The organism is Streptomyces sp. NPDC006368 (assembly GCF_040612535.1).
Lineage (GTDB): Bacteria > Actinomycetota > Actinomycetes > Streptomycetales > Streptomycetaceae > Streptomyces.
Window position 1 is genome coordinate 64,089 of the sequence record NZ_JBEXQK010000004.1, and the last position, 19,447, is coordinate 83,535.

General features: G+C 71.0%; 21 protein-coding genes. 9 read left to right on the forward strand and 12 right to left on the reverse strand.

What is annotated here, in order from left to right; all coding sequences use genetic code 11:
- The first annotated feature begins 142 nt into the window (after positions 1-142).
- Positions 143-334, forward strand: a complete 192-nt coding sequence (locus ABZZ38_RS05350; RefSeq protein ID WP_356735970.1) for a hypothetical protein — start codon at positions 143-145, stop codon at positions 332-334.
- A 35-nt stretch (positions 335-369) separates the two neighbouring features.
- Here the strand turns inward: ABZZ38_RS05350 and ABZZ38_RS05355 are convergent, their stop codons facing one another.
- Positions 370-780, reverse strand: a complete 411-nt coding sequence (locus ABZZ38_RS05355; RefSeq protein WP_356735972.1) for a MerR family transcriptional regulator — start codon at positions 778-780, stop codon at positions 370-372.
- 406 nt (positions 781-1,186) lie between these two features.
- Between ABZZ38_RS05355 and ABZZ38_RS05360 the strand changes: the two genes are divergently transcribed.
- A complete protein-coding gene (locus ABZZ38_RS05360; RefSeq protein WP_356735974.1) occupies positions 1,187-2,689 on the forward strand; it encodes a SulP family inorganic anion transporter in 1,503 nt (500 codons plus the stop codon).
- 155 nt (positions 2,690-2,844) lie between these two features.
- Here ABZZ38_RS05360 and ABZZ38_RS05365 read toward each other — a convergent pair whose 3' ends face one another.
- The gene (locus tag ABZZ38_RS05365) at positions 2,845-3,123 is read right to left on the reverse strand and encodes a hypothetical protein (protein ID WP_356735975.1); all 279 of its coding nucleotides are present in this window, start codon (positions 3,121-3,123) and stop codon (positions 2,845-2,847) included.
- A 482-nt stretch (positions 3,124-3,605) separates the two neighbouring features.
- On the opposite strand from ABZZ38_RS05365, the gene ABZZ38_RS05370 reads away from it, so the two are divergent.
- The gene (locus ABZZ38_RS05370; protein WP_356735977.1) at positions 3,606-4,109 is read left to right on the forward strand and encodes an alpha/beta hydrolase; all 504 of its coding nucleotides are present in this window, start codon (positions 3,606-3,608) and stop codon (positions 4,107-4,109) included.
- A 21-nt stretch (positions 4,110-4,130) separates the two neighbouring features.
- Here the strand turns inward: ABZZ38_RS05370 and ABZZ38_RS05375 are convergent, their stop codons facing one another.
- Entirely contained in the window at positions 4,131-4,895 is a 765-nt protein-coding gene (locus ABZZ38_RS05375) for an alpha/beta hydrolase (RefSeq protein ID WP_356735979.1), read from the reverse strand.
- A 441-nt stretch (positions 4,896-5,336) separates the two neighbouring features.
- Positions 5,337-5,504: a hypothetical protein gene (locus tag ABZZ38_RS05380; RefSeq protein ID WP_356735981.1), complete on the reverse strand. Its 168-nt coding sequence runs from the start codon at positions 5,502-5,504 to the stop codon at positions 5,337-5,339.
- A gap of 391 nt (positions 5,505-5,895) precedes the next feature.
- Here ABZZ38_RS05380 and ABZZ38_RS05385 point away from each other — a divergent pair, with 391 nt between their 5' ends.
- Positions 5,896-6,771 carry an SGNH/GDSL hydrolase family protein gene (locus ABZZ38_RS05385; protein ID WP_356735983.1) on the forward strand — a complete coding sequence of 292 codons (876 nt, stop codon included), beginning with the start codon at positions 5,896-5,898 and terminating at the stop codon, positions 6,769-6,771.
- A gap of 497 nt (positions 6,772-7,268) precedes the next feature.
- Here the strand turns inward: ABZZ38_RS05385 and ABZZ38_RS05390 are convergent, their stop codons facing one another.
- Positions 7,269-7,505, reverse strand: a complete 237-nt coding sequence (locus ABZZ38_RS05390; protein WP_356735985.1) for a hypothetical protein — start codon at positions 7,503-7,505, stop codon at positions 7,269-7,271.
- Positions 7,506-7,844: 339 nt separating this feature from the next.
- Between ABZZ38_RS05390 and ABZZ38_RS05395 the strand changes: the two genes are divergently transcribed.
- Together ABZZ38_RS05395 and ABZZ38_RS05400 are read left to right on the forward strand one after the other, a co-directional pair.
- Positions 7,845-8,678, forward strand: coding sequence for a pectate lyase (locus ABZZ38_RS05395; RefSeq protein WP_356735987.1), 834 nt, complete (start codon positions 7,845-7,847; stop codon positions 8,676-8,678).
- Between the two features lie 186 nt (positions 8,679-8,864).
- Positions 8,865-9,503, forward strand: coding sequence for a hypothetical protein (locus tag ABZZ38_RS05400; protein WP_356735988.1), 639 nt, complete (start codon positions 8,865-8,867; stop codon positions 9,501-9,503).
- On the opposite strand, the gene ABZZ38_RS05405 is transcribed toward ABZZ38_RS05400, so the two are convergent.
- Positions 9,485-10,129 (reverse strand): ATP-binding protein, encoded by a 645-nt coding sequence (locus ABZZ38_RS05405; protein ID WP_356735990.1) that lies wholly within the window; start codon positions 10,127-10,129, stop codon positions 9,485-9,487. The two genes, ABZZ38_RS05400 and ABZZ38_RS05405, sit on opposite strands and share 19 nt — an antisense overlap.
- A 153-nt stretch (positions 10,130-10,282) precedes the next feature.
- On the opposite strand from ABZZ38_RS05405, the gene ABZZ38_RS05410 reads away from it, so the two are divergent.
- Complete coding sequence (locus ABZZ38_RS05410; RefSeq protein ID WP_356735992.1) at positions 10,283-10,516, forward strand: DUF397 domain-containing protein; 234 nt, start codon at positions 10,283-10,285, stop codon at positions 10,514-10,516.
- An 85-nt stretch (positions 10,517-10,601) separates the two neighbouring features.
- Entirely contained in the window at positions 10,602-11,504 is a 903-nt protein-coding gene (locus ABZZ38_RS05415) for a helix-turn-helix transcriptional regulator (protein ID WP_356735994.1), read from the forward strand.
- A gap of 69 nt (positions 11,505-11,573) precedes the next feature.
- On the opposite strand, the gene ABZZ38_RS05420 is transcribed toward ABZZ38_RS05415, so the two are convergent.
- From ABZZ38_RS05420 to ABZZ38_RS05440, 5 genes are all read right to left on the reverse strand, one after another.
- Complete coding sequence (locus tag ABZZ38_RS05420) at positions 11,574-12,386, reverse strand: SAM-dependent methyltransferase (RefSeq protein ID WP_356736246.1); 813 nt, start codon at positions 12,384-12,386, stop codon at positions 11,574-11,576.
- Between the two features lie 172 nt (positions 12,387-12,558).
- Positions 12,559-13,623, reverse strand: coding sequence for a hypothetical protein (locus ABZZ38_RS05425; protein ID WP_356735996.1), 1,065 nt, complete (start codon positions 13,621-13,623; stop codon positions 12,559-12,561).
- A gap of 128 nt (positions 13,624-13,751) precedes the next feature.
- Positions 13,752-14,198, reverse strand: a complete 447-nt coding sequence (locus ABZZ38_RS05430) for a DUF2637 domain-containing protein (protein WP_356735998.1) — start codon at positions 14,196-14,198, stop codon at positions 13,752-13,754.
- An 880-nt stretch (positions 14,199-15,078) separates the two neighbouring features.
- Positions 15,079-16,278 carry an acyltransferase gene (locus tag ABZZ38_RS05435; protein WP_356736000.1) on the reverse strand — a complete coding sequence of 400 codons (1,200 nt, stop codon included), beginning with the start codon at positions 16,276-16,278 and terminating at the stop codon, positions 15,079-15,081.
- A 69-nt stretch (positions 16,279-16,347) separates the two neighbouring features.
- Positions 16,348-17,244: a GNAT family N-acetyltransferase gene (locus ABZZ38_RS05440; RefSeq protein WP_356736002.1), complete on the reverse strand. Its 897-nt coding sequence runs from the start codon at positions 17,242-17,244 to the stop codon at positions 16,348-16,350.
- A gap of 266 nt (positions 17,245-17,510) precedes the next feature.
- Between ABZZ38_RS05440 and ABZZ38_RS05445 the strand changes: the two genes are divergently transcribed.
- Complete coding sequence (locus tag ABZZ38_RS05445) at positions 17,511-18,131, forward strand: L-threonylcarbamoyladenylate synthase (protein ID WP_356736004.1); 621 nt, start codon at positions 17,511-17,513, stop codon at positions 18,129-18,131.
- Between the two features lie 282 nt (positions 18,132-18,413).
- Here ABZZ38_RS05445 and ABZZ38_RS05450 read toward each other — a convergent pair whose 3' ends face one another.
- Positions 18,414-19,442, reverse strand: a complete 1,029-nt coding sequence (locus ABZZ38_RS05450) for an ABC transporter substrate-binding protein (protein WP_356736006.1) — start codon at positions 19,440-19,442, stop codon at positions 18,414-18,416.
- Positions 19,443-19,447: the final 5 nt, after the last annotated feature.

Sequence of the window (19,447 nt, forward strand, 5' to 3'; positions counted from 1 at the left end):
GGGCGGACCGAAGTCAGGCCACCGGCCGCGCGATCCGGCTTCTGCTTCTCCTGCCGGGTTGTCAGTGCCCTGTACGACAATGGGCGCCATGGCGAAGCGTCCCAGAATTCAGTGCCCCGTGTGCGGTGGTGTGTATGCGGGCGTGCCCACCAACACGCTCGGCATGGTGTCCGTCCATGACCACAAGCGCGCTGCCCGCGCCCTGGTTCTGTGCGAGGGCAGTATGCGCCGGGTCCCGGCCGTGGACGCCATGGCGTACCAGCAGGAATTGCCCTACGCGGCAGACGGGGAGGGGCCTGCCGCCACGGACGCCGATGCGCCCACCCTCTTCTGACGCGGGTCGGTCACCGGCCCGGTCCACGCGGCCGGTCAGGCCCAGGCGGCGGGTACGGGTTGTGCCGCGCGCTTGCGCAGGGATGCGGCGAACTCCTCGGCGCGGGCCAGCTCGGCCCGCAGATCGTCGATCTTCTGGGCGGCGAAGAGTTCGTACTCCCGTACGCGTGCCTGAAGTCTCTCCCGCTCGCCCTCGGTGAGGTCCTCGGCGTCGAGACGTTCGGTGACGTCCAGCAGGTCGCGCATCTGCTCCAGGGCGAATCCGAGGGGCTTCATGCGGCGGATGACCATCAGTCGCTCCACGTCCCGCTCGGTGTAGAGGCGGAAGCCGCCTTGTGAGCGGGCCGAGGGGGTGACGAGGCCGGTGTCCTCGTAGTGCCGGATCGTGCGCAGGGACAGCTCGGTCCGCGCGGCGACTTCACCGATCTGCATGTGTGTGCCGTCCACGGCCGTCTCCCTCGCTCATCGCAGCCTTGTCAATGGGCAGGCGACCCGGGGCCACCGCCGATCCCTACCCTAACGTTAGGGTAGGGTTTTGGTGCGTAGGTCGGCCCCGTGTCGGCTTCGTCGTGTCCTGTCGGGGCCGAGGATGCTCCCCGGCGAAGTTTCCGGATGGCCGGGATGTCCCGAGGCCAGGTGGAGAGCAGCGTGTGCATGCCTGTGGTGCCCGGCGCCGCCGTCGGCCCGCCGTGATGCCTCGGACCTGACGCCGGCCCCGCCTCCGGCCGTCCTGCTGAGAGCCCGCACGGATCACCGCTTCCCTCCCCGCCCGGTACGCCGGCGGGGACACCCCCTCCCGCACGCCCCGGCCCGCCCCCACGGGTGCGCCCGATTACGACAGGTGCCTGCTTCCTTGTCTTCTTCCGTTGTCTCTCCCGCCGCTCGGTTGCGCGGCCTGCGTCCGGACTGGCTGAGCGATCCGAAGGTGTGGCGGACCGAGGTGCTGGCCGGCCTGGTGGTCGCCCTCGCGCTGATCCCCGAGGCGATCTCGTTCTCGATCATCGCCGGTGTCGACCCGGCGATCGGCCTGTTCGCCTCGTTCACCATGGCCGTGACCATCGCGGTCGTGGGCGGGCGCCGGGCGATGATCTCGGCCGCGACGGGGGCGGTCGCGCTGGTGATCGCGCCGCTGAACCGCGAGCACGGCCTGGGCTACCTGGTCGCCGCGGTGATCCTCGCGGGCGTCTTCCAGGTGGTGCTCGGTGCTCTGGGCGTGGCGAAGCTGATGCGGTTCATCCCCCGGTCGGTCATGGTCGGGTTCGTCAACTCGCTCGCCATCCTGATCTTCATGGCGCAGGTGCCGGAGATGCGGAACGTGCCGTGGGCGGTCTATCCGCTGATCGCGGCGGGACTGGCCCTGATGGTCCTCTTCCCGAGGATCACCACCGTCATCCCGGCGCCGCTGGTGTCCATCGTCATCCTCACCGTCATCACCGTCGCCGCCGGGATCGCGGTGCCGACGGTGGGTGACAAGGGGGCGCTGCCGTCCTCACTGCCGACGCCGGGCCTGCCCGCCGTCCCGTTCACCACGGAGACCTTGGCGACCATCGCCCCGTACGCGTTCGCGATGGCGCTGGTGGGTCTGATGGAGTCCCTCATGACGGCCAAGCTCGTCGACGACATCACCGACAGCCACTCCGACAAGACCAGGGAGTCGATCGGTCAGGGCATCGCCAACATCGTCACGGGCTTCTTCGGCGGCATGGGCGGTTGCGCCATGATCGGACAGACGATGATCAACGTGAAGGTGTCCGGCGCCCGCACCCGCCTGTCCACCTTCCTTGCCGGCGCGTTCCTGATGGTGCTGTGCGTCGTCTTCGGGCCGGTCGTCTCGGACATCCCCATGGGCGCGCTCGTCGCCGTCATGGTCATGGTGTCGTGCGCGACGTTCGACTGGCATTCCATCGCCCCTAAGACGCTCAAGCGAATGCCCGCCGGGGAGATCGCGGTCATGGTGATCACCGTCGCGGTCGTGGTGGCCACCCACAACCTGGCGATCGGCGTCGTCGTCGGCTCGGTCACGGCCATGGTCGTCTTCGCGAAGCGCGTGGCCCACTTCGCCGAGGTCACCGCGGCCGGGGACCCCGATGGCACCACCGTGGTCTACCGGGTGACCGGCGAGCTGTTCTTCGCCTCGTCCAACGACTTGGTGGGGCGGTTCGACTACTCCCGCGACCCGAACCACGTCGTCATCGATCTGTCGGCGGCACACGTCTGGGACGCCTCGTCGGTCGCTGCCCTGGACGCCATCGAGAGCAAGTACGCGCAGCGCGGCAAGAGCGTGGAGATCGTCGGCCTGAACGAGCCCAGCGCCCGCCTCCACGGCAGCCTCACCGGCGAACTGTCCAGCCACTGACGCCTGCCCCGCCGAACGGCCGCCCGGTGAACACCGGGGCGGCCGTCACCGTCGTCCTGGACGCGCTCTCGCCGCGCCTCCACCCGGGGAGGCCCGACAGGCGGGGCGAGGTCCCCGCCGGCGACGGCCACGGCGCGGGAGCGGCGCGTCCCCGGTCAGCTGAACCGGTCCCACCACGGGGTGATGCCGCGGCGGCGCCGGACATGGCCCCGCCAACCGGCCACCGCGGCCAGGACTGTCCACCCGGCCATGCCCACGATCAGCCCGCCGACCCCGATCTGCCCGATCGCGCCGAACACCACGCACACCCCCAACACCACCGCCAGCACGGCCGACCAGGCCGCCCGGTGCAGCAGCAGGAGGCCGAACGCGAACCCCATCGCCGCCGGGAAGCCGACCGCGAACGCGAGCCAGTCCCGCTGCACCACGTGCATGACCCCGGCCGTTCCCCCGGCTACGGCCCAGCCGTACGCCGCCATCCCCGAGGCCCGCCGAAACGACACCCGCGGGTCCACCCCGAACCCGCCCATCCGCGACAGCGGAGTGGCGCGCGTCCGCCGCCCTCCTCTGTTTCCGTCCCTGTTCGCTGTCCCTGCTCGCATCCCCGCAGCATAGGAACGCCCCGACGCGCGCCGGACGGCGGGTTGCTCGGCCAAGGACCGGGGAGGGCGAGTCGGGCGACATACGGCCCGGGTACGCGGACGATGCCACGCATGACGGAACACGTCCGTCCCGGTGCCGGCAGCAGGGCACACGAGAGACACGGCCGCCCCCATCTGGAACGCCCGCCGGGCACCTGACGACCATACAGACCTCCGCGCGTACGACCTCCGCGCGCAAGCCCGCAACAGCGGGAGCGGCGCGACGAGTCACATGTCCGGCCGGGCGCGCTGCTGGGACGTGTCCGGTCGATCGCGTGACGGTTCGTTGCGGTGAGGGTCCCGACCGGTTCCAGCACCGGCGGGAGGCAGCCGCGCTGCGCACGGCCGAGTCATGGTTCGCGGCAGCCCACGGTGCCTATGAAGCCGTCTGGTTCGGATCGCCTACCGACACCGACTTCGACGCTGCCGCCCCCTTCTTCCACGGCCGTTGGGACGCCGCCGCCGAAGAACGTGCCGCCCGAGAGGTCGAGCAGACCAACGAACCCGCAGCCGACATCCACGCGTCCTCCGGTGCCTTCGACCCAGCCGCTACCCGCGCCGCTCTTGCCGGCTTCGAGGCGCCGGTGTTGGTACTCGCCGGTGAATTGGACAGCAACCCGCGGCCCCGGACCGCCACTGACACCGCAACGTTGTTCCCCCACGCCGAAGTTACCGTCCAGCCGGGCGCCGGCCACTTCCCATGGCTTGACGACCCCGTCCGCTTCGCACAGACCGTCGCGGCCTTTCTCTCCCAAGGGCGTGCCGATTCCATCAGGTAACTGAGCCGGGGTCCGCCACGCTCAGCCAGCCGGGAACGCTTCGTGCAGGAACCCGGTCAGCAGGTCGGTCACCTCGGCCGGGCGTTCCAGAGCGGGGAGGTGGCCCGCCCAGGGCAGCTCCACGTGGCGGGCGTCGGTGAGCAGACCCGGAAGCCGGGCCGCGATGTGCCGGAAGTCCGGCAGGTCACGGCCGCCCGAGACCGCGAGGCAGCGTGCCTTGATTTCGGACAGGTCGACCTCGACCTCGATCCGCCCGGCCCCCTCCGGGGCGGCCAGTTGCACCTCAAACGCATGCCGTTGCATCTCGCGCGCTTTCTCGCGGACCGCTTCCTCCGCGTCCGGCCCCAACCAGGTGTCCACGTTCAGTTCCACGGCGCCCGCGACATCGCCCGCTTCGAGGAGCGCGTCCTCACGTTCGCCGAACGCCCGCAGGACGGCGGTGGGTTCATGCCCCGGCAGACCGGCGCACAGCAACGCCATGGCGGCGATCCGGTCCGGTCGGCGAGCGGCGATCTCCACGGCGACACGTCCGCCGTACGAGGAGGCGACCAGCGCCGCTCGCTCGATACCGAGGGCGTCGAGCAGGTCCAGTACGTCCTCCGCGTCATTGTGGCGGCGGTCGGGCAAGGGGCTCCCGCCGAAGCCACGGAAGTCGCACCGCACCACCCGGTATCCGGCATCTGCCAGGACCGGCCACTGCGGATCCCACACCCTCCGGTCACACACCCCGGCATGCAGAAGCACCAGCGCGGGACCGTCCCCGGTCACGTCATAAGCGAGAGTCATGCGGCAGACACTAGGCAGCGCGCGCTCGAAGCACCCGTGAATATCCACGTCACTCATCGCTCCCGGACCTCACCACCCCCCGAACCGCGCCCTCCCCTCCGGCGTTGGGCATGTCCGGGCAGGCGCGGCTCAGGCGTCCGAACTTCCCGCATTCGCCAACGGAGGCGGTGTGTGGCGGGGCCACCGTGCGCATGCCTGTTCCGGCGCGGATGCGCGGAAGGCCTCCAGGAGGCCCGTAGGGCTGGCGCGGGGCCGAGCCCGGAACAGCGAGCCCGGGAAGCCGGCGGCCGATGGCCTCACGGATTTGCAGGACGTGCTCACCGGTCAGCTGGACCACGAACGGGACGACCCACGGCTCGCGCGAGTCCACGAGTGCTTCCACGTGGCGGGGCGGACAAACCGCGCGGTGGTGCGCACGGCGCCCAGGCCGGGCCGATTACGTCAGGTGGCGGTGGGGTTCCAGTCGCCGAGCCAGTCCGTGGGCTCCCGGTCGGCGGCCTGGGCGGCCGTCAGGTGCGGGCGGTCCTTGCCGGCGGGCGCGGCGCCGGGGCCGGTTCCCGTCTGCGGCGAACGTGGGGGCGCCCCGAACTGGGAGGTAGGGGGCGACAAGCCTCACCGCCGAAGCCGGAAAGGTCGCCGGCGTTCTTGGCGCACCGCTGCCCACGTGGCGCCGCGCCGTCGGATGCCAGGGACGGGTGGGCGGCCAGGACGCGGCGGACGCCTCCCCCGGGGCCTTCGAGCGGCGCGTCCGGCACGGGCCCACGGGTCGGGAGAGTTGATCGCGGTTGAACAATTCAGGTGCGGGCATCTTGACGATCCGTCATTTCGGCCCACATATTACGTGCCAGTACAACTGATCAGTAACTGCGCGCAGTGTCCTCGCACCATCGACGGCAGAGCGGTCACGGCCGCCTTGCCGCCGGTCATGTACGTCCTTCCGGCCGCCCTTCCCCAGTGGCAGAAGACGTCCCTCCTTCTCTTAGCCGAGAGAGGCACCGTCATGCGATCAGTGTCATCGAGCCGCCGTACGCACACCGTCCTCGCGGCCGCCACAGCCGCCCTGGCCACCCTCGCGGGCCTCGGCGCGAGCCCTGCCATGGCCGCGGACACCCCGGTCAACCGCTATGTCGCCTTGGGTGATTCCTACGCCTCGGGTGCCGGTGTTCCGGAGCAGGTCGACTCCGCGTGCACCCGCTCCAGTCGCAACTACCCCGCCTTGGTCAACGCCGCGCTGGCTCCCGGCGCCCACAAGGACGTCACCTGCGGCGGAGCGACCACCGTGCACATGACGACGGCCCAGAACTCCTCCGCGCCACCGCAGTTCGACGCGCTGAACGCCGACACAGACCTGGTCACCCTCACCATCGGTGGCAATGACATCGGCTTCGCCGGCATCATCGTGCGCTGCGTGAGCCTCGGTCTGTTCAACCCCGCCGGCTCCCCCTGCAAGAGCAGCTACACCTCCTGGAGCGGCACCGACCGGCTCGCCGCCACCATCAGCGCCACGGCACCCAAGGTCGCCGCCACCCTCGACGGCATCCGCCGGCGCGCCCCGCACGCCCAGATCCTGGTCACCGGGTACCCCGCGATACTTCCCGACGACGGCACCAACTGCCCCTCGGTCGTCTCGATAGCCAAGGGGGACGCGCCCTGGCTGAGGGACACGCACAAGCGCCTGAACTCCATGATCGCCGCCCAGGCCGCGGCGCACGGTGCCCGGTATGTCGACACCTACTCCAAGTCCGTCGGCCACGACATCTGCAAGCCGGTCGGCACGCGCTGGATGGAGCCCCTCAGCACCAACGCCGCCGCGCCGTTCCACCCCAACGCGGCCGGTGAGCGGGCGATGGCCGACGCCGTCCTCGCCGCGCGCTGACGCGTTGTCAGCCCTGCCCGGTGCGGCGCCCCGGTCAGGGCGCCGCCCCGGGGAGCGGATGGGGTCATCCGGACCAGTCAGGAACACCGGCCCAGGCCGACCCCGGGGCGCGCAAGCCCGGCCGAGCGCGGGCCGGGAGCCGTCGTCGCCGTGGAGCCCGCCATCCGCCGTCGGCGGGCCGTCAGGATGCCTCGTGGCCGTCGCCCACGCGCAGCCCCTCCACGATGTCATTGGGGTTGACCGACAGATGCACCCTGTCGATCAGCTCCTGGTCGAGTTACTCCGCCTGTGCGATCCCAGGGAACCGTCACAGCGACTCCCGTGTGGGCGAGGGTGAGCAGCGCGCGCCTGGTTGCTGATCATGCACGGAGAACGACCACCCCGTGTGTCTCGTCACCGCCGGGCAGGCCGTGGGACGGAGCGGCGCCTCTCGCTCGCACCAGGGCGTGAGGCCGGTCCGCCCGTTCGACGGGACGTACGGGGATCCAGCGCTCGCCCTACCGCCCGCCGGCCGAGGGGTGGGCCTGCGCGTCGAGGGCCGGAAGCTCCCCCGCGGTGTCCACGGCGGCCGACACGGGCTCGGCAAGCCGGTCGGCGGCCGCGCTTCTCGCGGAGAGTCCCAGGCCGTCGGACGTGGCGTGGGCCGGGAAGGCCTGGCCCAGCATGAGGCCGCCTCCCATCGCCAGCACCGCCGTGACGCGGCGCCCCGCCACACGGCTGTTCCGGTCTCCCATGGGTCCTCCAGTCGGTTCGCGCATCGATCACCCCGTGATCTTCGGCCGGGAGGCAGCCTGGCACCCCGATGTCGGGTGTGGGGGCGTTCCCCGTGACTCTCCCCCGTACGGGGGAGCCGATACGACGAACGGCGTGACGCTGCTCCGGCGGGCCGGGCCGAATCTGTCCGGATACGGGCGGTGGACGGACCGCTCCGCTCGGGCGGGGCCGCTCGGTCCGCCGGGGAGGCGACCGGTCGGCCGACGGGATCAAAAAAGGATGGCCACGGCGGCAACCTTCCTCGCGCGGGCGGCGACTGAACCGTGCAAGACCCACCCCCCTCGAAAGGAAAGCGTGAGTTGAGTACGAGTCAAAAGCGGCGTGGCAGGCACGGTCGCGGCCTGACGGGCCGACGTGCGGTGTTCGGCGGTGTGGCCGCTGTCGGCGTGACGGCGGCCGCGATCGTCGGCGGCGGCTTGCTCGCCCCGGCCGGTGCCGCGTCGTCCTGGCCCACGGCCAAGGGCCCGGACAAGCCGGTGCCGAAGACGATCGAGGTCTCGGGCACCTACGACGGCAAGCTGCAGCGCTTCTTCGGCAGCGGTGAGCTGGGCGGTGACGGTCAGGACGAGGGTCAGGACCCGATGTTCAAGCTCAAGGACGGGGCCGTCCTGAAGAACGTCATCCTGGGCTCGCCGGCCGCCGACGGCATCCACTGCTCCGGCAGTTGCACGATCGAGAACGTGTGGTGGGAGGACGTCGGCGAGGACGCCGCCACCTTCAAGGGCACGTCGTCATCGGCGACGTACACCGTGACCGGCGGCGGGGCCCGGAAGGCATCGGACAAGGTCTTCCAGTTCAACGGCGCCGGCAAGCTGACCGTGACCGGCTTCCAGGTGAGCGACTTCGGCAAGCTCGTCCGGACCTGCGGAAACTGCGGCAAGCAGTACAAGCGCACCATCGTCGTCAACGACGTGGACATCACCGCACCCGGCACGTCGGTCGTCGGCATCAACCAGAACTACGGTGACACGGCCACGCTCACCAAGGTGCGCATCCACGGCGACGCCAAGAAGAAGATCAAGATCTGCACCCGCTTCCAGGGCAACAACACGGGCAAGGAGCCCAAGGAGCTGGGCAGCGGCCCCGACGGCACCTACTGCCGCTACAAGGAATCGGACGTCAGCTACAACTGACGGACGCGACGGCGTACCGGGCCGGGCCGTCGGCCGCCCGGCCCGGTACGCCCGGCCGCGCCCCCTTGCGCCACGGCGCCCGGGGTCGGCTCCCCCGGCAGTACAGAGCAATCAGCCTTTCCTGGCCACATCCGCGCGCCCCCGGCGCCGTGGGGCGTGCCGCGCGCTCCGGCGGGGTGCGTGCCCATGCCGAGGACGGTGCGCTCCCCGGCCGTACGGATGCCGGTGATGAGCGACGAAGGTGCGCCGTTCGAGCACCGGACCGCGGACGGCGGTGCCGCGCGGGACGCCGGTGGATGGTTCGGGGATCCGCCGGTGGCTCCGGTGGACGTGAGCGCCGACGGCACGGTGGTGCGCCGGAAGCCTTCGGCGCGGGAGCTGCCGGGTTGCGCGCCCCGGGAGGTCCGCGGGCGGCACATCGTCACGCCACTCCGCCCGGGGGCGGCCCGCAGCCTCGGCCGATGGCTGTGGGAGACCGCGGCCACCGGGCGGGGCGTGAGGGGCACCGTCATCGCCTGGCACCGGGTGGCGGCCCGCTGGAACTGGATTGTCCCGGCCGGTCCCTCCGGGACGGCACAGCCTGCGGTCAGCGTCGTCCTCTACACCGACGATCTCGTCGAGGCCCGCGGAACGGACATCGCCGAACGTCCCGCCGAGCTCGCCCACTGCTCGGCCGGGCGGGGACCTCACGTGCCTGTGCGACACGACAGACTGATCACCCACCTGGTGCCGGGCTCCGCGGACGACGACATCGCGCTCCTCGTCGCCCGCATCGGCACCCGAGACCGAGCCCTGAGGTCGGCCCGTCATCCGGCGAGGCCGTGACCGGGGCGAGGGGCGGGCACTCCCCCGGGGGCGCCTCCCCTTCTCTGCGCGAAGGAGGGGAGGGCCATGGAGGCCCAGACGGTCTTGCCTCGTGGCGGCGTCGGCCCCCACGACCACGTGTCGCTCAGTCCGCTGATCAGCAGGAGTCCCCTGCCGCCCGGCGCCTCGGTGTCGGCGTCGGGCCGGCGCGGCGGGGCGGAGCTCGGGTCGGAGACAGCGCAGGTGAGGTGGGTCGCGTCCCGGAACAGGCCCAGCCACACGGGGTAGTCACCCGCATCGCCCGCGTCCCCTGTGCCTCCGGTACCGCCCGCGTCGGCCGTTTCCGGCCGCGCGGGGTGCCGCACCGCGTGGCAAACCGCGTTGGTGACGAGTTCGCTGACGATCAGCTGGGCGTCCGCGGCCATGGTCGGCAGGGCCCACCGGTCGAGCGTGTGGGCGACGAACCGGCGTGCCTGGCCGACGTTCCGGAGGTGGCCGTCGAGGCCGCACGCCGCGAATCCGCCGGGAGGAAGGTCACCCAGGCCCCCGGGAGGCATGGGCGACGGCGCCTCGTGCAACTCGGCGGTCCGGCCGGGGCCCGGTCGCCGGACATACGTGCTCGACGAGTCCGGCAGGTGAATCGTCACGGTCAAGTCTCCCTGCTGACTTAGGGGTTCGACGCTGCGGCAGCCGGTGCGGGACGAGTATCGTCGAGTTCGGTCGGCGTGTGCAATTGCATGTGGGATTGCACTGTCCGATTCGATGGGAACACGCGAGCGATCCAGGAGGGGGAAGTGAGGATGGAGTTGTTCAACGGCATCCGATCCAGCGCACTGACGTCGGCGATGTGGATCAAGAGCAGTCACAGCAACGCCACGGGAAACTGCGTGGAGATGGCGGTCCTGCCGGATGGACAGGTGGCGGTGCGCAACAGCCGTGACCCGGAGGGGCCGGCTCTGGTCTATACGCGCGAGGAGGTCGCGGCGTTCGTGGCGGGGGCCCGTGACGGCGACTTCGACTCGGTTATCGGCTGAAAGCCGCCGCTGCGCGGGACGATCCCTGGCCCGCCCCCGCGGTGGGTCGCTACTGTCATGTCCCCATAGTCCGCAGGAGCGCGTGATGGTCGCAGCCGAACCGAGCCCGTCCTTGTTCGTCCGGCCGCTGGGGGCGGTCGAGAGCAACCCCACCGCCTTGAAGGTGATCCTGGGCGGGAAGCTGCGCGAACTGCGCACGCGCGCCGGGCTGGAGCCGGTGGACGTCGACACCAAGCTGGGGTTCTCCCGTTCGAAGACCAGCCGTATCGAGCTGGGCCGCCACGGCTGCAAGCCGGCCGACGCCCGGGCCCTGCTCGACCTGTACGGGGTGGAGGACCCGGCACGGACAGCGGAATTCCTGCGCCTGCTGGAGCAGTCACGCCGACCGGACTGGTGGCGTTCCTTCAGCGACGTCCTCTCCGACTTCTTCGCCCCTCTGGTGGCGCTCGAAGGGGCGGCGGCGACCATCCGCACGTATGAACCCTTCTACGTGCCGGGCCTGTTGCAGACGCCCGACTACGCCCGGGCGGTGGTGCGGTCCGGACCCGGGCCCCTGCTCGACCACGAGGTGCGGCGCCGTGTCGAACTGCGGCAGGAGCGGCAGCGGCAGATCGACCAGCCGGACGCGCCGCGCCTGTGGGCGGTGATCGACGAGTCCGTGCTCATGCGTACCGTCGGCGGACGTGAGGTGATGCGGGCGCAGTTGGAGCATCTGATCGCCATGATGGAGCGCCCCCGGGTGACGCTCCAGATCGCCCCGCTGGATGTGACGGCGTCCGTCGGCGTCGGCACCGGCCTGACGCTTCTCCGGTTCGCGCTGGACGACCTCAAGGACGCGGTGTACATCGAGCACCTGACGGACAGTACGTTCACCCAGAAGCCGATGATCGTCGAGCAGTACCGCAACATGCTGGACCGGCTCGGCGCCTGCGCGCTCACCCCGAAGGAGTCGCTGGCCACCCTGAAGGAGCGGGTCTCGCGGCTCTGACAGCCGTGCGGTCCGCGCGTTCCCCCGAGGGGCGCGCGGACCGCGACGTACGAGCCGTGGTGCGTGCGGCTACGGCAGCCGTGCCACCCCGCCCCACTCCAGCCACTCGTCGGAGGGCTGCACCGGCGCGAGCTCGGTGTCCGGGCGCCACGTGGACACCTCCACCAGCCCCGGTTCGAGGATCTCCAGACCGCTGAAGTACTCGGTGACCTCGTGCTCCTCGCGCACTCTTCCCCAGTGGCCACCGGTGGCCTCGGCCATGAAGTCGGTCACGAACGTCCGGATCTCCGGGCGGTCGCTGACGAGCTGGCACATCACGAGGAAGCTGCCCGGTACGAGACGGGAGGCCACGCGCCGTACGAGGCCCGCAGGGTCGTCCTCGTCCGGGATGCAGTGCAGCACGGACACGAAGAGAGCCGCGACAGGACGGCTGAAATCGATCAGCCGCCTCGTCTCCTCGTGTTCGAAAATGCCTTCGGTGTCGCGCATATCGGCCTGGATGACCGCCGTACGGTCGTTCTCCTCCAGGAGCGCGCGGCCGTGCGCCAGGACGATCGGGTCGTTGTCGACGTACACCACCCGGGACTCCGGGTCGACGGCCTGGGCGACCTGGTGGACGTTGTCCTGCGTGGGCAGCCCTGACCCGTGGTCGATGAACTGGCGGATGCCGTAGTCCGTCGCCAGGACCCGTACCACGCGGCGCAGGAACCTGCGGTTGTTGACGGCGAGCACTTTGGTGCTGGGCACCTGCTTCAGCAGTTGTTCACACGCGTCGCGGTCGGACTGGTAGTTGTCCTCACCCCCCAAGAAGTAGTCGTACATGCGTGCCACGCTGGGCACCTTCGTGTCGATGGCGTCGGGACGCCACGACTCCTGTCGCATCCAGGCCTCACCCGCGTCGAGGAACAGCAGCGTTGTTGGACGGACATGGTAGGAAGCGCCGATGGGGTGGGACAGCACATGCCCGAGGTGACCGAAATGGCAGGCTCTTTTTCGGACAACCATCTTGGCTTCCGGGGAAGCCCCCGGCCGCAGGGTCCGCGCCGGGCCGTCGTCACCAGTCGCCGTCGCGGACCGGTGTGCCGAGGGGGTGGACCTGACCCGGTGCCGGGGGCTGCCAGGGCGTGTGGTCGTCGCCGAGCCAGTCGCCCACCGGCTTGACGCCGGTGAGGGTGTCCACCGGTGGCAGGTCCGTGGCGTCGTCGTCGTAGTAGTCGAACCAGGGCAGCCCGGCAGCGGTGTACGCGGCGCGGTCGACGGGCGAGGGCGGGGGTGCCTCGCCGGTGATACGGCGCCAGTCGACCGGCGTCACCAGGTGCACGAAGACCCGGCCCGACGGAGCGTCGGCCCAGTCCGTCGCGGGACGGTCGTCACGGTAGACCTCCTGGCGCATCGAACCGCCCACCCCCAGGCCCATCGCCGCGACGGCGCGAGCACCCGGGGCCCCTGCGGCGGCGCGTGGGGCGGCGCCCGGGGCGGGCGCGGCGGCGTACGCGGCGGCGCCGTAGCCGGCGGCCGGGGCGGCGAGGGGCATCGGCGGCGCCTGCCGGGCCCGGGCGGCGAGCTCCCGGCGTACGCGCTCATGCTCACGCCAGGCGTCCGAAGCGGGCCCCGACAGCGGGAACGCCTGCAGCTGCACACCGCCCCAGGTCTCCTCCCCCGTGACCTGGCCCTCCACCGTGGCACCGAGGCCGAGCGGCACCGCGACGAACTGGCGCACCGTGCCCTTGCCGGAGTTGATGCCGTCCAGCCACGGCTGCCGCGGCAGCACCACATAGTTCTGCGGGTCGCGCGAGAGTGTGGCGCTCCACGGCTTGCCGGAGACGGCGCACACCTTGCCCACGCCGACCTGGAGCGCGGTCGGTCGCGTACTGCCCGAGAAGCTCAGCCACATCGCCTCGCGCAGGTACACAGGGATCATCACCCCACCACGCCGGCGCATCCCGGGCGGGACCGTGTCCGGGAAGTCCTCCACGCGCCGTACGGGAAACTCGCCGAGCCCGGGCGGCAGGGGGTGGGTGCCCGTCTCCGGCAGTCTCAGCGTCCGGATGAAACGCACCCGTGCCCCATCTCCCGGCAACACGCTGTTGCCGTCGATCCGTACGGCACTGTCGACCACGGTCAGCTCCCTCGGCTCGGTGACCCTCGCCCGCTACCACGCCCGAGGAAGCCGTCACGGTTCCGGCCCGACCGGCCCGGAGCGAGCCGTTCCCCGGGCGGCGGCACAGGGCGCCGGCCGGCGGACGGTCAGCCGGATGTGATGGTGGGGGGTGCGGTGACGTTGCGGTGGCGTGGGGCCGCTTGGCGGGGTGGACGCGTCAGGGTGATCTGGCGTACCAACTGCTGGAAGCAGGCCAGTGCGGCGACGGCGGGCAGTGCGGCTGCCGCCGCGTCGGAGAACGTCCTGGGTGCCTGGGCGACACAGAGCGTCATGGCGATGGTCGAGAACAGCAGGATGACGGACCACGAGTGCACCGCGCGGCGTTGGTGGAACGCGGCTCTCAGCACGGAGAGGGACGCGACCATCCACGGGCCGTAGACCAGCAGCGGCCACCACCGGACCACCTCGTCGGAGGTGCGCGGTCCGGCGGCGTGGCGCAGGGGGGCGTAGGTGACCATGCCGCCGTAGACGCTGACCATGGAGACGATGACGGCCGCGAGCGCCGCGGTGCACACGCTGACGGTCTGCAGCACGGTGGTGACGCGCTTTCTCCGCGGTGCGCGGCGGTGATTCCCCGCGGTGGCTCGCACGGGTGGCAGCTCGGCGGTGATCTGTTCCAGGTCCGCCGGTGGGCGGGCCGGGCCGCTTGCGTCGGGAACCCCGTCCGCACCGGCCGGCGCGGCCTCCCATTGTGCGGGGGCGACGGGCTCTCGCAGGAGACGGGCCAACTCCTCCGCCGGGTCCCACAGAGGATCGAGGGCGTCGAGTGGGACATACGGCCGGCTGCCGGTCACGTCATGCGCGTAGTCCTCGGTCGGCTGGAAGAGGGGGGCATCCCGTTGACCGTGGGAATGCCCGTGGGCCCGGCGGCCGGGCTGCTCATACATCACAGCTCCGTCCCGGGTAGGGAGCACCATGGACTCCCGGCGATTCGTACCGCCGGGCCGAACGATGGAAATCGTCCTGAATGCTGTTCATCGTCATGAGAAAGTCCTCGAGCACCGAGGACGTGTACCGCAGGTCGATGCGCTCGGCACCATGGTGCAATGTGGCGCCCTTACCCATGGGCGAGGACGAATGGGCGGGCGTGAATGTCCACTTGCCTGCCCGGGTGGCCGCGGCCCGGTGGTAGCGGCTCCATGCGCCTGCGGCCCCGGACAACGAGAGAGACACCTGTGCTGTCGTCATATTCCCCCTAACGCCACGGATCTTGATCCGGGTGCCCGTCATCCGAGTGACACCGCCGGAGCATATGGGTGCGTTCGCAGGCCTTTTATCGCTCCTGTGGCGTGCCCAGGACACTGCCGTAACCGGGAGCGCCTTTCACCCGTCAACACCTGGTGGAGTCGGCTCCTCCTACGTGTGCGAATACCGCCGGGTGCTCGCGCCTTCGGTCATCACGCGGGAAATCGGTCACGAACCGCGTGGTACGGACGGCTCGGAGTGGGCCGGGAATGCTCGCTCCGCCGCGTGCCCTCCGGGATCTGGCTCCGGCGGCACGGGTCCCACCCTGCGGAGCAGACGCTCCAGGGGGTGCTCCACCCAGCGGTGGGCGCACGCGGACAGCGTCAGGCTGACCACGATCACCGCCAGCCAGACGAGAGCCGTGGACAGGACGGTCTCGGTCCGCCCGAACCGCGCCAGGCAGACCCGGAGCACGATCTCGTGGACGAGGTACCAGGCGAACGACCAGTGGCCCAGCCGGACCGCCCATGTTCCGCCGAGTCCGGTGACACGCCCTTCGGCGTCAGCCTGAGCGGCCGCCGCGACGAGCAGCGCGAAGAGAGGCGCCGACAGCAGTTGCGACGCGGTGTACGGGCTGTACCACAGACCGTCCGGAACCGCTCCGGACCAGGGGATGAGCACCAGGTGCCATCCGATGACCAGGGCGACGGCCGGCCACAGCCCGGTACGCGGTCGCCACCCGCGCTTGAAGGCGAGTCCGGCCACCACGCCGAGCAGAAAGTGCAGGGTGCGGGTCAGCGGCAGGTAGTCGAGGGCCCACCCCCGGACGGTCCCGTCCGTGATCAGCGATCCGCCCAGCCATACGAGTACGGCCGCGGCGCAGACCAGAGCCGCGGTCCATCGCCGCCCGCGGCCGGAGCGAAGTGCGGGCAGGGCGACGAGCAGCGGGAAGACGAGGTAGAACCAGGCCTCGTCGCTGAGCGACCAGGCGGCCGGGTTGCCGCCCTTGAGTATCACCGTGTCGGGGATCCAGGCATGGACGAGCAGCAGTGAGGCCACAACCGCCTTGGCCGACACGGCTCTGCCGAGCGCCGCCCAGACGGCGACCGACAGAGCGATCGTCACCGCGCACAGCGGCCAGACGCGCGCGAAGCGCCTCCACAGGAAGACTTTCGCCGGCACCCGCGCACCGTCGTAGGTCCACGCCAGGACGAAGCCCGAGAGCACGAAGAAGAAGGTCACACCGCTACGGCCGTACCAGACCGTGTCGCTGACCACGGGCAGCGGCCCGACCTGCCGGGACAGGTGGTAGAGGACGACGACCAGAGCCGCCCAGAAGCGCAGGCCGGTGAGCGAGGGGAGCCCGTCCCTGCCCCCCGGGGCAGTGGCCGGCCGGAGGGGAGGGCTCGGAGGGACTCTGCGTCGCATCGAAGGATTATCGGGCATCGATGCGCCTCCCCGGGGGCGGGCCGGACCGCCCGCCCCCCCCGCCCGTCGTCAGTCGCGCTCGCCGGGTACCAGGTTGACGCGTTCCCGGACCACCGGGTAGCCGGCCTTGGCGAAGTTCGCCGCCATCGGGGCATTGCCCTGGTCCGTCGCGCCCGCGATGTACCGGGCGCCCCGCTCCACGAGGAAGTGGGTGCACTCGGCCAGCAGGTCGTACGCGTAGCCGCGTCCGCGGTGTTCCGGTACGACTCCGATGAAACCGACGCACGGCCCGGAAGGATTGTGCGCGGGGATGTGGATGCCGGCCAGGTCACCGCCCGGCGCGTACGCCACCTGCCACCACTCGCGCGGGGACGGGCACCAGTGGAAGAAGTCCAGCTCCTCCTGTGCGGCCTGGTCCAGCCCGCCTTGCCCGATCGCGCGCAGCGCGTGCGCGTCCAGCGTCACCGCGTGGATACGGCGCAGCGCGTCGAAGAACACGCCGTCATCCGGTTCCGGCGCGAAGGTCAGCCTCCCGGGTCGTTCGGGCAGGCCGAGGTCGGGTGTCCAGAGATACATGTACCGCTCGACGAGCACCTCGTAACCGGCCGTGTGCGCGGCGCGCATGCGGGCCTGCCCGGCCGCGCGGGTGACGGGGTCCTCGCGCCAGCCAGCGGGCAGGTTCAGTTCCAGTTCGACCTGGTACGGGGAGGTGCGCAGGAGGTGGGCGCCCGCGTCCTCCTCCCCCTCCGCGACGTCGAACCAGTTGATGGTGAGGGGCGTGGTGTCGTCCGGGCCGCCCCACCAGGCGCCCCGTGCGACGACCTTGCCGTCGCGCAGCGCGACCCGCTTCCACTCGGGCCGGTGCGTGGTGCGGGCGTGTGCGTGGCGCGCGCCGAGGGGGTCGGGCAGCGTGTCGAAGAGATGAGCGTCGCTCGTGCCGAGCGCGCGGATGACCGGATCGGTCATGAGGTGGTCCTCCGGGATGAGGCTGTGGGAAGCGCTCCCGGTCAGGTGAGGGACGCCGGGGAAAGGGAAGGGGAGCGCGGGGAGCGTGAGTTGTACACGGCACTCGCCTCCTTTCCGCCGTCCTGAGCGTCGTGGTCACGGTAGACGCCCGCGGTGGTGGCGTCCAGCGGGTTTCCGCGGCGGCCCCTTCGGCCGGTTCGCCGGCCTCCCCCGTGATCCGCGATGCGGTTCCCGGGCCGGGTGCCCCGTGCGGGTAGGGTCGGCGGATGGCGAAGTACTTCGATGTGCACCCCGACAATCCGCAGCAGCGCACCATCAGCACCGTGGCCGACAGCATCCGGTCCGGCGCGCTCGTCGCGTACCCGACGGACTCCTGTTTCGCGCTGGGGTGCCAACTGGGCAACCACGACGGCATCGGCCGGATCCGGTCGATCCGGAGTCTCGACGATCGTCACCACTTCACGCTGGTGTGCCAGAACTTCGCGCAGCTGGGGCAGTTCGTGCACATCGACAACAACGTGTTCCGCGCGATCAAGGCGGCCACGCCGGGCAGTTACACCTTCATCCTCCCCGCGACGAAGGAGGTGCCCCGTCAGTTGCTGCACCAGAAGAAGAAGACGGTCGGGGTCCGCATTCCCGACCATGTCGTCACCCAGGCGCTGCTCGCGGAACTCGGTGAGCCGCTGGTCTCCAGCACCCTGCTCCTGCCGGGGGAGGACGAGCCGCTGACGCAGGGCTGGGAGATCAAGGAACGGCTCGATCACATGGTGGACGCGGTGGTCGACTCCGGCGACTGCGGCACGGTGCCGACCACGGTGGTCGACTTCTCCGGCGGAGAGGCCGAGATCGTACGGCAAGGAGCGGGCGACCCCACCCGGTTCGAGTAGGCGTCACCGCTGTCACCCCGCCCCGCCCCGCCTGTCCGCTTCGCGCAGCCGGGTCCGGGGCCGGGGGTGCGGGGCGTCGCGCCAGCTGCTCGTGCTCGCCGAGGCACCCGGCCGTGTCGCGATGCCGGTGCCGTCGTGCTGTCGCGCCCGGGAACGCCGGGCAGGAGGGTACCGATGACGCCCTGCTCGGTGTTCTCGTTGTACTTCGGGGTGAGCGGTCCCCCCCGCGGCTCCGAGGCCGGGGTGGATCGTGTCCTCCGCGCCGGTTCAGCGCTCGCCCGGTCAGCCCTCGCCGGTCCGCGATGTCCCGGCGGTTCGCAGGTACGCGGCGAGAGCGGTGATGGCCGCCGGGTTGCGGGGGCTTTCGACCAGGTCCGCGTAGTCGAGCACGAAGATGCGCTTGTGCTTGATCGCCGCGACCTGGGCGAGCGGCGGGTAGGACAGCAGGAACCTCTTCTTCTGCTCGGCGGTGACGTCGCCGTAGTCGTTGATGACGATGACATCGGGGTCGCGTTGGACGACGCTCTCCCAGCCGACCGTCGTCCACGAGTCGGCGAGGTCCCGCATGATGTGGTCGCCTCCGGCCCTGGAGATGATGTCGTGCGGCGCGGCGAAGCGTCCGGAGGTGAAGGGCTTGTCCCGGCCGCTGTCGTAGAGGAAGACGGTCGGCCGGTCCGCGCCCTTGGGGGCCCTCGCCCGGGCGTCGGCGACCTGCTTCCTGAAGCGCGCCGTGAGCTTTTCGGCCCGGTCCTCGACGCCGAACAGCTTCCCGAGGTTGGCCAGGTCGGTGTAGAGCGCGTCGAGGGGCGACATGATGCCGCGCGCCGCCCCGCGGCCGTTGCGGCAGGACTCGGTCAGGACGTAGGAGGCGATGCCGAGCTTGCGCAGGGAGTCGGGGGTGAGTCCCTTGTCCTCGCCGAAGCCGTAGTTCCAGCCCGCGAACACCATGTCGGCGCGGGCGTTCACGACCAGCTCCCTGGTGATTTCCTTCTTGGAGAGCCACCGGGCCGTGTCGTAGCCGTCCTTCCAGGGGATCCCGGACAGGTCGCCCTTGTCGTCGGGCATGACGAATCCTGCCATCCGGTCCTGCAGTCCGAGTGCGAACATCATCTCGGTGATGCCGACGTCGTTGGTGACGACCCGTTCGGGCCGCGTGTCGAAGGTCACCTTCTGGCCGCAGTTGTCGAGGGTGACGGCGCCGGCGCTGTCGTCGCCCGGCGCGGCGGAGGAGGACACTTCGGCGCCGCAGCTCGTCAGCGTGAGGGCGAGCGCGAGCGCGGCGGCCACGGCGGCCGAACGCGAGCGGAGCATGGTGA

What these genes read in the sequence shown, in the direction of transcription:
- ABZZ38_RS05365 (WP_356735975.1), bottom strand. Translation starts at nt 3,123, where the DNA reads ATGCACGTGGTGCAGCGGGACTGGCTCGCGTTCGCGGTCGGCTTCCCG.
- ABZZ38_RS05375 (WP_356735979.1), bottom strand. Translation starts at nt 4,895, where the DNA reads ATGACTCTCGCTTATGACGTGACCGGGGACGGTCCCGCGCTGGTGCTT.
- ABZZ38_RS05385 (WP_356735983.1), top strand. Translation starts at nt 5,896, where the DNA reads ATGCGATCAGTGTCATCGAGCCGCCGTACGCACACCGTCCTCGCGGCC.
- ABZZ38_RS05390 (WP_356735985.1), bottom strand. Translation starts at nt 7,505, where the DNA reads ATGGGAGACCGGAACAGCCGTGTGGCGGGGCGCCGCGTCACGGCGGTG.
- ABZZ38_RS05400 (WP_356735988.1), top strand. Translation starts at nt 8,865, where the DNA reads ATGCCGAGGACGGTGCGCTCCCCGGCCGTACGGATGCCGGTGATGAGC.
- ABZZ38_RS05410 (WP_356735992.1), top strand. Translation starts at nt 10,283, where the DNA reads ATGGAGTTGTTCAACGGCATCCGATCCAGCGCACTGACGTCGGCGATG.
- ABZZ38_RS05415 (WP_356735994.1), top strand. Translation starts at nt 10,602, where the DNA reads ATGGTCGCAGCCGAACCGAGCCCGTCCTTGTTCGTCCGGCCGCTGGGG.
- ABZZ38_RS05420 (WP_356736246.1), bottom strand. Translation starts at nt 12,386, where the DNA reads ATGCGACAGGAGTCGTGGCGTCCCGACGCCATCGACACGAAGGTGCCC.
- ABZZ38_RS05435 (WP_356736000.1), bottom strand. Translation starts at nt 16,278, where the DNA reads ATGCGACGCAGAGTCCCTCCGAGCCCTCCCCTCCGGCCGGCCACTGCC.
- ABZZ38_RS05440 (WP_356736002.1), bottom strand. Translation starts at nt 17,244, where the DNA reads ATGACCGATCCGGTCATCCGCGCGCTCGGCACGAGCGACGCTCATCTC.
- ABZZ38_RS05445 (WP_356736004.1), top strand. Translation starts at nt 17,511, where the DNA reads ATGGCGAAGTACTTCGATGTGCACCCCGACAATCCGCAGCAGCGCACC.
- ABZZ38_RS05450 (WP_356736006.1), bottom strand. Translation starts at nt 19,442, where the DNA reads ATGCTCCGCTCGCGTTCGGCCGCCGTGGCCGCCGCGCTCGCGCTCGCC.